This window comes from Desulfomicrobium norvegicum (genome assembly GCF_900114595.1).
GTDB classification, from domain to species: Bacteria; Desulfobacterota; Desulfovibrionia; order Desulfovibrionales; family Desulfomicrobiaceae; genus Desulfomicrobium; species Desulfomicrobium macestii.
Genome location: NZ_FOTO01000019.1, coordinates 1 through 13,920 on the forward strand (window position 1 = coordinate 1; position 13,920 = coordinate 13,920).

The 13,920-nt window shown below is 60.0% G+C and carries 4 protein-coding genes; all 4 read right to left on the reverse strand.

All coding sequences use genetic code 11. The features are described from left to right. Nucleotides 1-2,657: hybrid sensor histidine kinase/response regulator (locus BMZ24_RS18155; RefSeq protein WP_161949232.1), on the reverse strand; the 2,657-nt coding region annotated here is incomplete at its 3' end. A gap of 414 nt (nucleotides 2,658-3,071) precedes the next feature. After that, nucleotides 3,072-7,904 carry a cadherin-like domain-containing protein gene (locus BMZ24_RS18160; RefSeq protein WP_161949233.1) on the reverse strand — a complete coding sequence of 1,611 codons (4,833 nt, stop codon included), beginning with the start codon at nucleotides 7,902-7,904 and terminating at the stop codon, nucleotides 3,072-3,074. A gap of 375 nt (nucleotides 7,905-8,279) precedes the next feature. Then, nucleotides 8,280-11,030 (reverse strand): response regulator, encoded by a 2,751-nt coding sequence (locus BMZ24_RS18165; RefSeq protein WP_161949234.1) that lies wholly within the window; start codon nucleotides 11,028-11,030, stop codon nucleotides 8,280-8,282. Between the two features lie 35 nt (nucleotides 11,031-11,065). After that, nucleotides 11,066-13,801: a response regulator gene (locus BMZ24_RS18170; RefSeq protein WP_161949235.1), complete on the reverse strand. Its 2,736-nt coding sequence runs from the start codon at nucleotides 13,799-13,801 to the stop codon at nucleotides 11,066-11,068. Nucleotides 13,802-13,920 lie beyond the last annotated feature (119 nt).

Below are 13,920 nucleotides of genomic sequence, written 5' to 3' on the forward strand. Positions count from 1 at the left end.
AATCGAGAGGCCAGGATTTCTCCGCGAAGAACCCATCTCTCCAGCGCATCGAAGAGTTCCCGGGTGTCTATGGGTTTGGCCAGATGATCGTTCATACCGGCGGCAAGACAGGTTTCACGGTCCCCCTTCATGGCGTTGGCGGTCATGGCGATGATGGGCAACTCACGGAATCTCCCGATGGAGCGTATCCGGCGGCTTGCTTCTAGGCCGTCCATGACCGGCATGCTCATATCCATAAGTACGGCGTCGTAGGGTTCCCGGGCCTCTTCCAGACGCTGCAGGGCTTCCAGGCCATTGTTGGCAACCTCGGTGACCGCCTCGATTTCCTCAAGGATGATGCATGTGACCTCCTGGTTGAAAACATTGTCATCAACCAAAAGAACACGCAGCCCCCTGATGGCTTGACGCAGACTGAGATTCTGTTCCTTGCCGGATTCTTGGACGCTCCGGTCGGCCTCGCACCCAAGCGCAGTCAGCACGGTCCTGAGCACACCGGCATGGGTAACCGGCTTAACCAGAAGCCCTGCCGCACCGATTTCAGCCAGGTCTCGTCCTTGCGGATCAACATGTGACGACAGCGCCGAAAGCAGCACCGGGACATTGCCGGAAAGGCCCTGCGCCCTGAGGCAGGACAATGTTTCCGGGCCGTCGAGTTCAGGCATGTCCCAATCAAGGGTGATCAGAACAAATCTCCCCGGTTCGGAGGTTACGGCCTCAAGAGCCTGTTGCCCGGACTCGACGGTCACGCAGACAAACCCCAAGCGGGCCAGCGCACCGGACAAAGCCTGAAGCGCCGCGGGATGGTCATCGGCCACGAGGATGGATTTTCCCTGCATGGCCGAGGGGACCATAAGCTCCGGGGAATGGGGCTGGTCTTGCAGATCGAATTCCAGGATGAACCAAAATACGGAGCCGCGTCCCGGCTCGCTTGAAAGGCCGATACGCCCGCCCATGAGATCCACAAGCCGGGAACTGATATTCAGGCCGAGACCCGCTCCGCCATAACGGTTGGCGGTATCCCCTCCGCCCTGTTCAAAAGGGCTGAACAAGCGGGGAAGAAGCTCCCTGGGGATGCCCGGTCCAGTGTCGGCAACTTCAAAATGCAATTTCACCCGGCCTTCGGCAGGAGCAACCTCCCCCTTTTGCATCTTGGAGCGGTTGACCGAGATCCTGACTTCACCGCCGGAAGTGAACTTGGCGGCATTGCCCGCAAGGTTGACCAGCACCTGCTTGAGCCGCATGGGGTCTCCAATGAGATGAACCGGCATGCCCTCTTCCAGGTTGCAGAGCAGTTCGTTGCCGTTTTTCTGAACCATGGGAGCGACGATGTCGCACGCCTCGCGCAGCAGCGATGCCAGGTCGAACGGCTTACGCTCCACTTCCAATTTCCCGGCTTCGATCTTTGCCAAATCGAGCATCTCGTTCATGAGCCCCAAAAGATGTCCGGCCGCGATTTTGACCTTGAGCAGACATTGCCGCACCTGATCACAGGATACCTTCTGCAGGGCTATGTCCGTAAAACCCATGATGGCGGTCATGGGCGTGCGGATCTCGTGACTGATCCGGGCCAGAAAGAGATTCTTGGTCTGCGTGGCCATGGCGGAAGCCTCGCGCTCCAGTTTCAACTGCCTGATGCGGTAGGCCAGCGGCAGGGACATGAGCACCGCTTCCCCGGCCAGTGCCAGATTGAAGCCCATGCTGTAGCCCAGGCTCGACCAGCCGACGACCGTGGCCGAAAACACAAAGAACAGCATGGAAACCAGACACCAGGCGATGAACAGGATGCATCCGGGCCAGTGCCCTTTGAAACAACTGGACAGACTCACTCCGAACCCCATCATGAACACGATCACGTTGAACGAAAGGTTGAACATGGTGTGTATGTGGGCGGACGGCAATAATGGCCCCAGAACGATCAGGGCCCCCGTGGGCAAAAGCATGCCCAAAAGCATCTTGTCCCAGATCGGATGAAATTTGCGCGTCTCCAGAAAATCCCGCAGAAAAAGGCACATGGAGACGGCGCAAAGGTTGATGGACGTTGCCGCGACCAGAGGCTGCAATTCGTAACTGAAGAAAGGCGTCCACATCTTGTTGGAAAAATACCCCAGAAGCGCGGCGTGGAAGACCACGAACCACAGGTACGAGCGATCCCGCAGATAGATGAAGATGACGAAGTTGTAGACAACCATGGCCATCAGAACAGCCACGAAAGCGCCGAAAGCCGCGCTGCGCAGATTGTTTTCGGAGAGGCAGCGGTTGCGCTCGCACAGGCTTGGCCTGACGAACGAAACTCTTTCGCTGAACACCCTGAAGTAATACGTATGGCTCTGGCCGTCGGCGATGATGGGTATGAGACGCCCCTCGGTCGTTGAACCGAATCGGTGGGAAGTGCGCGCCCATCGCCTTTCATCTGAAACCGACCCGGGGAGGGGAGAGTAGAAATCGAGGGTCCTGACATAGGCCCAATCGGGATCGAAGTACCAAACCTGGCCTGGGTCGAGTCGCACGGTGAAGCGGAACCACCAGGCGGAGTCGGCCATGCCGAGATTCACGGACGAAGTGAAGACCGGCCGGAATTCCCGGGCCCCCAAAACCTGATCGATATCGGTCAGGGAACGTGTTCGGTCCTCCAGCACTTCCAAATACGGCCCAAGCACAAGAAGAGAATCACCGGCTCGGTTTGGAGAAACCGTTTTCTGTCCCCCTGGGCCCGGAAGAAGGTTTAAAGCTTGGGGCCTAGTCGCCATCGTGTTTGGACAAGCACCATCAAGACCCAAGGTTGAAGCCTCGGCATGACACGGTTGCGGGCCCGTCGGTCCTGAAACGGCGATCAGCAGGGCCAGGGCGAAGGGCCAGAAAAATGTCAGCCGGACAGACTGACGGACCTGATCCGCCAACCTGTCCGGCTGACTCATGCTGACTGCGCGTGATGAATTGCCCAGCATTCTTCTGCAATTGCCTGTTCCGGCTCCAGACATCTCCTCCGCTTCAACGTCCGGCGATGCAGCAGGCGGGGTTATCATCCCTTCCGCACATTTGGACATTTCCGGCCAGAGCTCCCTTTCCCGAGGTCATGCGAAAGGCGCCACATGCTGCGTCGCGATATCCTCGGCCACCATCAGATGGACGACGCTCGTTCCGACGGTATTCGTGTAATGATTGTAGTCAAACCCGTCCGAGCCAACCACGTTCATCTCCACAAGGGACCAACCCGTATCCGTCGCGGCCACCTCCGCGGGGCCCTCGCCGAAAACCCACAGGGTGTCGGTGTCTGAAACGGCCAGAACGTCGCTGGCCTGAAGCGTCAAGACGTTCTCTTCCCATCCGTTGACGCCGTAAAGGCTGATTTTTTCGATGCCTGAGATGCGACCTTCCGAAACCATGGCGCTCAGGTCCAAGGTGTGACTAAAGCTGAGATCCTCGGCCTCCAGCGCGAAGATGTCGAACCCCTCCCCTCCGTGCACGGAATCCTCGGGCGCGCCAATCAGCAGATCGTCGCCGGCACCGCCGTCGAGCAGGTCGATACCAGAATCCCTGTTTATGTTATAATCTGTAGAGTCGTACTTCCATCCGATCAGGGTGTCATTGCCGTCGCCGCCGTAGAGCGAATCGTTGCCGACAAAACCATCGAGGCTGTCGTTGCCGGCGCCGCCGTAGAGAATGTCCGCCCCGGCGTCGCCGAACAAGGTGTCGTGGCCGTCGCCGCCGTAGAGCGAATCGTCGCCGCCAAGGCCCTTGAGGCTGTCGTCGCCGCCGAAGCCGTGCAGCTCGTCATTGGAGCTCATGTTGTACTGGCCGTCCCAATTGGTGTCGCGACCCAGCAGCGTGTCGCCGTGATCCGACCCCCACACGCCGTCTATGTAGAAAAGGTGGTCGCCGTGCTCCTCTCCATCGACGCCGGCCCCGGCCTGGCCGTCGGGATAGAGAAGCGGTTCCTTGTTCTGGTCGTTCATGTCCACCAGCACTCCGGCCGCCGCATTCCGGTAGCTGGCGATATCGTGGCCCGCCCCGCCAAAGAGGACGTCGCCGCCCGCCCCGCCTTCCAAAATATCGTCGCCTTCGTCGCCCCGCAGACTGTCCGCTCCGGCGCCGCCGATAAGCAGGTCGTCTCCTTGCTGGCCCCAGAAGTAGTTGTCGTGTTCGTTCCCGATGAGCGTATCGGCAAAGGAGGAGCCGCTGACATTCAAAATGTCATGCAGCTCGTCGCCGATGGCGTCGTTCCCAGCCGCGCCATTCCCTTGGACCTGCAGCACATTGTTCAGATCGATCTCCACGGCCAGGCTGCCGGCGTAGTCGGCCACCTCGCCCAACCCGTAACCTGTGAGCACATCGGCCCCGGCGCCGCCATTGAGGGTATCCCAGATGGGGATGGAGGAGGCTGGGTCTGTCGTATTGCCGCCCACGAGTGAGTCGTTCCCCTCGCCGCCATACAGGACATCACGTCCGTCGCCGCCAACGAGGGCGTCGTCGCCCGCACCGCCATGGAGGGTATCGTTACCGCCGTGGCCCTGCAGCAGGTCGTCGCCGTCGCCGCCGTACAGGACATCGAAGCCTTCTTGGCCGTACAGCGTGTCGCTGCCGGCGCCGCCATCCAGGGTGTCGTGGCCCGATAATCCTTCAAGCAAGTTGTCGGCGTCGTTGCCCGTCAGCACGTCGCCGTGCAAAGTATCGTTCGTGCCCACGACGTGCTCGATGCCCGTCAGGGTGTCGCCGAGGCCGCGATTGTCCGCTCCGCCGCCTGCCTGGGCGCCCGTGACGCTCAGGTCGATGTTCACCCATGTAGGGCTTGCACTGTAGTCGGCCTTGTCGAAGCCTTCGCCGCCGTCGAGAATGTCCGCCCCGGCGGCGCCGACCAGGGTGTCGTCGCCGTCGCCTCCGTACAGCGAATCGTCGCCGTCGCCGCCGTACAGCGAATCGTCGCCGCCGAAGCCCCACAGTTGATCATCGTAGTCCGCGTAGCCGGGCATCATGAGTTCGGGGTAATCGATAAAAGCTTGGGGCATTGGGCACCATCCATCGTTTCTACCCAGCAGCGTGTCGCCGTGCTCCGACCCCCATACGCCGTCAATGTTCCACAACCAGTCGCCGTGCTCCTCGCCCGTGGGGCTGGCACCGATCTGGCCGGGTGCGCCCACGCCGGGATAGCGGGGATTAGGGGTGCCGGGCCGGGCGTAATTCTGATCGTCCAGATCCACGCGCACTTCCTGCGCGGAATTGCGGTAACTGGCAATGTCCATGCCGCCTTCGGAGCCATTGAGGTAGTCGGCGCCGGCGCCGCCTTCCAGCGTGTCATTGCCCCAGTTGGCATAATCGCCTTTCCAGTCGCCCCACAGGCTATCCTGCCCCCTGCTGCCGGTGATGAAGTCATTTCCCTCGCCACCGAAAATCTCGTTGTCCTCCCAGGAGCCGAGGATCGTATCGTCGAAACGAGTGGCCTGAACGTGTTGGATGCCCAGCAGCGTATCGCCGGTGGCCTCGCTGACCAGGCCATCGGGGTCGATCTGGCCAGAGCCGTCCTGTTTGTCCAGGTCCAGGTAGATCCGGATCGGCGAGTTTTCGTAGTAGGCCAAGTTGTTGCCGCCGCCTGTCCCAAAGCCCAGCAGCATGTCGCCGTCCGCGCCACCCTCCAGGGTCTCGCGGCCGCGCAGCCCGCCGCCGCCGTCCACGATGTCCCGGCCGGCGCCGCCGGAAAGGAAGTCGCCGCTGTCATCGTAAGCTGCGGTGAAGAGTGGAGCAGTATTGTCGACGCCGATGATCGCGTCGTCGTTGAAGCTGTTGTTGTAGTTATTGAGGCTGACGCTGCCGTGAAGGGTATCGTCGCCATCCCCGCCATACAGAGAGTCTTTACCGAGACCGCCAGTCACGCGGTCATCCCCGGAATCGCCCCACATCTGGTCGCTTCCGACGCCCCCGTACATGAGGTCATCGCCCGCGCCGCCCCACATGCTGTCATGGCTGTAATTCCCTGAAACAAGACTGGTATCGCCGATCATGGTGTCGTTGCCGTCCAGGCCCGCCAGCCAGTTGTTGCCGTCGTCGCCCACAAGGGAATCGTCATGCTCCGAGCCCATCGCATTTTCGAAGCCCGTGAGCGTGTCGCCCTCGGCGTCCCCGCCGCTCTGGGTCGCGGTCCCGTCCTGATGGTACAGGTTCACGCTCACGCCCGCCGTGCTCGTACTGTAATCCACCCAGTCGCCGTTATTGGTATACCGCCCCCACTGCGTGTTCGTGCCACCGTCCAGGAAATCGGCCCCGGAACCGCCGCGCAGTGTGTCGCCTCCCGCGCCGCCCATGAGCGTATCGGACCCTGCCAGGCCGTCCAGGAAATTGTCGCTCCCGTCGCCCGTGAGCCCGTCGCCGTGGGCGTCGTTCGTGCCGATGACGTTCTCGATGCCCACGAGGGTGTCGCCCAGGGCGTGGTTGCCCGCGCCACCGCCCGTCTGGCCGCCCGCGGTGTTCAAGTCGACGTTCACCCAGGACGGGCTCAGGCTGTAGTCGGCCGTATCCGAATAGTAGTAGTTCGTCCTAAAGTCCCAGGCGGGGTCTAGGATGACATTCAGGACGCTCTCGCCGCCCACCAGGGAGTCCGCCCCGGCCAGGCCGGCGAACACGTTGCTCACGTAGTCCTGGCCGATGAACGTATCCCCGTGGGTCGAGCCGAGCACATTCTCGATGCCCGTCAGCACGTCGCCCTCGGCATGGCCGCCGCTCTGGGCTCCGGAACTGGTCAGATCCACGTGCACGGCCGCATCGCTCGCGCCGTAATCCGCCCAGTCGCCGCCGGGCGTCGCCTCGTAGCGAATCACCGGACTAAATATATTCGAATCACCATAGTGGTGGAATTTGATGGCATCGCCGACGGTGTTCGAACCGCCGTCCAGGGTGTCGGCGCCGGCTCCGCCGCGGAGGGTGTCGTCGCCGTCCAAGCCGTAGACATGGAAGGACACGCCGGCGCGGTTGAAGTCCGTCGCGGTGGTCAGATCGTCAGCCCCGTCGGTCCCCAGAATCTGTGGCAGTTCGCCATCGATGTTGAAGACAGCCTCGGCGCTCAGTTGTCCGTCGCTGACCTTGAAAAGGAAATGATCGTTCTCAAGCACCTGTATGGACGTGCCGGGGGTCGAGGTGTCGAAACGGAAGCTGACGCGACCGGCGTCGATGTCGGACTGCGTGAAGGCCGCCTTGGAAAAATCCGTGATGGCGACGCCGTCAAGCAGGAGTTCGCCATGGATTGGCGCCTGCTGGACAAAATAGCTGAGTTCCGTCGCGGGGGTGCGCTCATCCACCGATTTGAGCGATCCGTTCAGGGACGCACTCTGGCCGTCCGGCACCAGAAGCGTCTCATTGAGAACGATGACCGGAGGATCGTTCAAAACCACTGGGCTGGAGGACCCCGAATCGAAATCCGTCATGCCGAGCAATTCCTGGTCAGGCGCGATCATGGGCAGGGGCAGGGGCAGGCCCACCCCCGCCTTGGCGCTGAAGGAAGCCATGTCCAGGGCCTGTCCGATACCGAAATCCTCGCCTACATTCTGATCGAGAAATCCGGTGTCACCGACACTGGCCTGGTGGACACCCAGGGGCTCATGCGTCAAGGCGTCATTCTCCGCGCCCGATCCGGCCTTCTCGAAAACTATTCTGGGCTGGGCCCGGAACGCCGGAGCTTCGTCAAGGTTCATGGCAACTATTTCGGGCGGTTCGGCCGCCGACTCCACCGTGAATTCACCCAACCCTTCGAGGCGTATCGAGATCTGTCCCTGATCACCAGATTTCACCTCGGCCTGATCCGGAGAGGCCGCGATGACCAGTTGCTCATTTTCCTGCAATGACAGCTTGCCGCCGTCGACAATTTCCACTTCACGAGTATTTCCGTCCGGCTGCCGAACCAGAACCTTGGTGTTAGGCATGAACTCTCTCCCAGGATTTAAGTTGCCGAGTAGTGATAAATTATCTGGGAGTGTTATTCTCTTTGAGCATTCAGGATAATGTGCAAGCGTACTGAAATTGAAAGACCAAATCATTAATTAGAGCTGTAGAGCTCGCTGCATTTATCTAAGTAAAAACACTTATGCCTCCATTCGAAAAAAAGCATAAATACTTCTTATATTTGTAAAAAATATAACAATTGACCTACAAGCACAACCTATAGACACATTTGATCCGCATCACCTTCAGTTCCAAAAAAAGACCGATAAATTGCAACGTGATATGCGAAGGCAAAAAAAATCCCCGGAGGCTACCGGGGATCTCGCAACACGACTCAAAAGACGAAGGGTGCTGTTTTATTCGCTTCCGCGACCCCAAGTCGCAAGGGTTTTGAAAAGTTCATCCGTGTCGACAGGCTTGTTGAGATGCCCGTCCATGCCTGCCGCCATGCATCTGGCACGATCCTCGGCCATGACATTGGCGGTCATGGCGATGATGGGCAGGGACCCAAATCGCTTGTCGGCCCTGATGATCCGCGTTGCCTCGTACCCGTCCATCCCTGGCATCTGAATGTCCATGAGCACGACATCGAACTTCGCGCCGTCTTTCATGATCCTGGTCACGGCTTCCCGCCCGTCCGTGGCGAGCTCGAAGTCCACCTCGGCCTGTTCCAGAATCACGGATATCAATTCCTGGTTGAAGAGGTTGTCTTCGACCAGCAGTACGCTCAGCCCCCGGACCACCTCGTGACTGGGCATCTTCTCGGCCCGACACGTGGCATCTGCGTCAACGGTTTCTCCGAGAACTGCGCGGCTCAGCACATCCTTCACCGCCAAATACGTGAAGGGCTTCATCAGAATTTCGCGAACCCCGGTCAGATCCGGCTGCAGACCATCCATCTCGGATCGGACCAGGCTGACCATCAGCACCACCTTGTGCTTGGCGCCAAGTTGGAATTCGTTCAGAGAGGCCAAGACTTCGAGCCCTGTATAGTCCGGAAGATCCAGGTCCAAAAGGACAACGTCGAATGATTCAGATGCCAGCAACCGCAGGGCGTCGGTCGCCGTCGCGGCGGACTTCCAGTCGATGCCGAGACGGCCGAGAATCTCCCCTAAGGCAGCACGACTGGCGGGGTTGTCCTCGACGAGAAGCGCCCTGAGTCCATCGAAGACATGCACCTCTTCCTGGCTCTTCGCATCGTTCGCAACCCGCTCGAACTTGACCGTGAATTCGAATGTCGATCCCCGCCCAAGCGCGCTCTGCACATTTATTTCGCTGCCCATGAGTTGCGCGAGCCGTTGGCTGATATTCAGTCCGAGACCTGTCCCGCCGTAGAGCCGGGCCGTGGAACTGTCCGCCTGTTCGAAGGACTGGAAGAGCCTGGGCAAAACTTCCGGATCGATGCCGATGCCGGTATCGATGACCTGAAAACGCAGCCAAACGCTGCCCTTCACCGGCTCGACCCCTTCGGCCACATCCACGACCATGCACACCGTACCGTTTTTAGTGAATTTTGCGGCATTGCCGCCCAGATTGAGCAGAATCTGCTGCAGACGCAGAGAGTCGCCCACCAGACAGCCTGGAACGGAAGGTCCCACGGAGAGCACCAGTTCGTTGCCGTTCTCAAACGCCTGGGATGCGATCAGGGTCGCGGTATCGGCCAGAAGCGCCTCGGGCTCGAAGACCTTGTTCTCAAGTTCGATCTTGCCCGCCTCGATCTTGGCCACGTCCAGGATGTCGTTGATGATGCCCATCAAATGCTGGGCCGCGCTTCGGACCTTGAGCAGGTAGCTTCGAAGTTGTCCCTCGGCCCCGGCCTGGAGGGAGAGGTTCAGAAAGCCCAGAATGGCCGTCATCGGCGTGCGGATCTCGTGGCTCATGCTGGCCAGGAAGGTGCTTCTGGCCCGCGCCATGGCCACGGCGGACTGACGCCGGGCGGCCATGGCACGAATGTCATGGGCCAGCAGCACGGCCATGGCCATGGCCAGCACCACAAGGCCGAGCCAGATCATCGAGGGGTGGACGAAAGGCAGAATACCCTGCGCGGCCCACGTATAGACAAAAACATTCGCGCTGCCCACGACCCAGGCCGAAAGAAAGATGATCGACACTATCCGGTCGCGCTTGAGATTCGCGATGCAGGCCCAGATCATGACCAGACTGAGCGGCGTGAGCACATAGAGGGACAGTTTTCCCTGCACCTGGTCCGGGAGGAAAAATGCCAGCGCGGCGGCTGCAAACACAAGCCAGAGACTGGTCAGAAGCAGACCGTCGATCAGCCGTTCGCCTTTGCGGGTCTCCAGGAACGCACGAGCCACCATGGCTAGGGCCCCCTGGGAGACCAGCCCGGCGACCATGATGAACGTTGGGAGGCGCTCATGTGTGAACAGAAATTGATAGCTGCTCACCGCCACAAAGACGGCAAAGGCCGCGTTGGCCAACACGAAGCCGCCGAACTTCAGGTTGCGGGTGTAGAGGAGGATGCCCAGGTTGGCGAGCATGAGAGTGCCGAAGAAACCCAGCAGCAACGACGTGCCCAGCATCTTGAAACCGTTGGCGTGCATGGCATGGTCGATGGTCGTGATGTGGGGATTCAGAACGAGGGACCGGATCCCCGTGACCCTGAAGAAACAGGTCTTGGGCGTCGTCAAGTCCGAAGGAAGTTGGAAATGCCTGTGCTCCCGGTGTCCCGGGCCCAGGATCAGCCGCCCGGAGGAATATTCTATCCAGCCACCGGGGGCCGTGGTTTGCGGAACGAAAAGATGGAAGGTGTCGTAAAGATGCCAGCCCGGATCGAAAATCCACAATGCCCTTTGCGCGTCGAAGGCTTGCCCGACCGGCAACGGCTCGACAACGGTGAACTTGAACCACAGAGCCGACGAGGTGAAGCCGAAGTTGAAATGCCCTGTGGACGGTCTGCGAAACCGCGCAGCCATGGATTCGGAAGCAACGTCCTCGATGGTCAGCCTGCCGCCAGGATCTTCCAGGAATTCCATGAAGGGTTTGAGGTCATGAGCCTGGCTGCCCGAATCGAGCACACAGACGGGCTCGGCCTTGGCCTCAGACGAACACAAAAGCCCGATCAGGACGAATATAGACAATAACATTAGGTTTCTGCGCATAAGACAGGCCTCCTGCTTGTTCACTCGACACCTTTCCCGGAACCGGTGGAAAAAGGGCTCTGGGCGCCACTCCCTGACCGGCCCCATCTGCACAGAGCCTCGAAAAGCGCTCCGGCCTCCACGGGCTTGGTCAACCTGTCGTTCATGCCTGCGGCCAGGCAAAGCTCCCTGTTTTCCTCGACAACATCGGCGGTCAAGGCGATGATGGGAAGCCGAGCGCACCTGGCATCCTTGCGAACAATTCGCGTGGCTTCATAACCGTCCATCTCGGGCATGTGCACATCCATGAGCACAACGTCCGGCAGCGGCCGGTTCGAATCCAGCAGACGTCGCACGGCCTCCCGGCCATTGGTCAGCGTTTCAAGCTCCGTTCCGGCCTGCGTGAGCATGACTTCGAAAAGTTCGCGGTTGAATGCATTGTCGTCCACCACCAGAACGCGCAAGCCCCGCACCTGCTCCAGGTTGCGAAGCTCCTCGGCGTGCTGGGCCTCGCCCTCTTCGTCCACAATCTCTTCCTGAAACACGAGCAGACGCAGCATATCCTCCACCGTGGAAAGCGTTAACGGCTTGGCCAGAATTGCCCGGGTCCCGCAGAACGCCGGTTGCAGACCTTCCATTTCCGGACGGGCCAGGCTCGACATGACGGCGACCGGAGTCCCGTTGGCGACACCGGCCTCACGCAGACGCGAGGCGAGCTCGACCCCGGTCATATCCGGCAGATCCCAATCCAGAAGGATCGCATCGAATCTTTCTTCAGCGGCCATGCTCAGCGCTTCGCCAGCCGTGACGGCAACGCGCATGTTCAGCCCCAGCCGATGCGCAATGTTCTCCATAGCCGTTCTGGCTAGAGCATTGTCCTCGACGAAAAGCACCGAGAGCCCCGCATACCTGGTTGGCGAGAGCTGGACGTTTTCCCCGATTTCTTCGGGCACCGCGAACGGAATCGTGAACTCGAAGATTGAACCCTTGCCCGGAGTGCTTGAGACATCGATATCCCCCCCCATAAGCTGCACCAACCGGCGACTGATGTTCAGTCCCAGCCCCGTCCCGCCAAAAACCCTGGCCGTTGATCCGTGGGCCTGCTCGAAAGACTGGAACAGACGGGGCACAACATCCGCCTCGATGCCGATGCCCGTGTCGAGGACCTGAAACCGCAGCGCCGTCTTGCCCTCTTCCGGCGCACCCTGCCCGGGCAGACTCACATCGACGACGACCGTGCCGCCTTTGGTGAACTTGACGGCATTGCCCCCAAGATTGACCAGCACCTGCTCCAGTCGCATAAAATCACCCGCGATGCGCCGAGGAACCCCTGGGCCGACGCTGACGACCAGCTCGTTCGCGTTTTCAAAAGCGCGCGGCACCAGGATGTCAGCCGTTTCGCGCAGCAAGTTCTCCACCTCGAAAGGCTTCGAATCCAAGTGAATCTTGCCTTCCTCGATCCTGGAAACGTCGAGGATGTCATTGATGATTCCCAGCAGATGCCGGGCAGATGCCTGGATCTTGCGCAGATACTGCCGCAGGGGTCCTGTTCCCCCGGACTGCATGGCCAGATTCAAAAAACCCAGAATGGCGGTCATGGGGGTGCGGATCTCGTGGCTCATTCCGGCCAGGAAAATGCTCTTGGCCTTGGCCATGGCCTCGGCCGCCTGGCGCTGCGACGAGATGGAATAAGTGAAATAGGCCAGCAGAAAGGCCATGGCCAGCGCCTCGGCAATGAAACCGACCCACATCATCATGGGGTGCATGAACGCGGCTCCGCCATTGGCCGCCCTGTTGTAGATCAGCGTGTCGAAAACCGTTCCGCCCCATGCTGCCAGAAAGATGATCGATACCGTTCGGTTGCGTTTGAGGTTGTCGACACAGGCCCAGGCGCCGATGAACGCCACGGGCATGACGATGCGCATGGAGAGGCTTCCATGCAGATGCTCCGGCAGAAACGGCCCCACGGCGGCGGCCGAAAAGACGAGGAAGACGCTCCCGAGCAGAAGCCTGTCCAGAATTCTGTTGTATATCCTCGTATCCATGACGGCCCGGATGACCAGGGCGAGGAATCCCTGGGTCACGAGACCGACGATCATGATCATTTCCGTAAGATTCCGAAAACTGACGAGGTGCTGATAGCTGGTCAGGGCCACGAAGGAGGCAAAACCGAGGTTGCCGGGTATGGACCACTTGAATTTGTCGATACCGGCATAGAGCCAGACAAAAAGATGGCCAAAGGCCATGGTCAGAAAATAGCCGATGACCAGACCCGTGCCGAGGACCTTGAGGCTGTTGACATGCAGGGCGCTGTCCACGGTGGAGATGTGCGGACTGACCATGATCGGGCGCACGCCGGTCACACGCAGGTAGCACGTAAGGGGCTTTGAGAGATCTTCCGGGAGAAGGAAGTGCCGCCGTTCGGGCTCTCCGGTTTTCGAAAGGAGGTTTCCGGCGGCATGGACCTGCCAGCCGCCGGAAGCATCAGGCCGGGGAACATACAGATGGATGGTGTCGTAGACGTTCCAGCCGGGATCGAGAATCCAGGCGGAAGGGAGTCCCCGGCGATTAGCCGATCGAGGATCTTCCTCGATCGAGAAGCGAAACCACAGGGCCGAGGACGTAAAGCCGAAATTGAAGTGTCCGGATGCCGGGGGAGCGTACTTTCCCGCCATGGCCGAAGAGGCGGCCTGATCGATGGTCAGGGATCTGCCGCGATCTTCCATGACCGCCATGAATGGGCGCAGGTCGTGCTCTTGGACCGAACAATCCAGCATCAAAACTGGCAGGTTTCGGGCCTGTAGAGAACCGGCCAGGCAAAAGAAAAGAAAAAAGAAAAAGAACGTCCCGCAGCGTAGCGAAGAAAAATGGCAAGCGCACAATGACATTTTCCCAT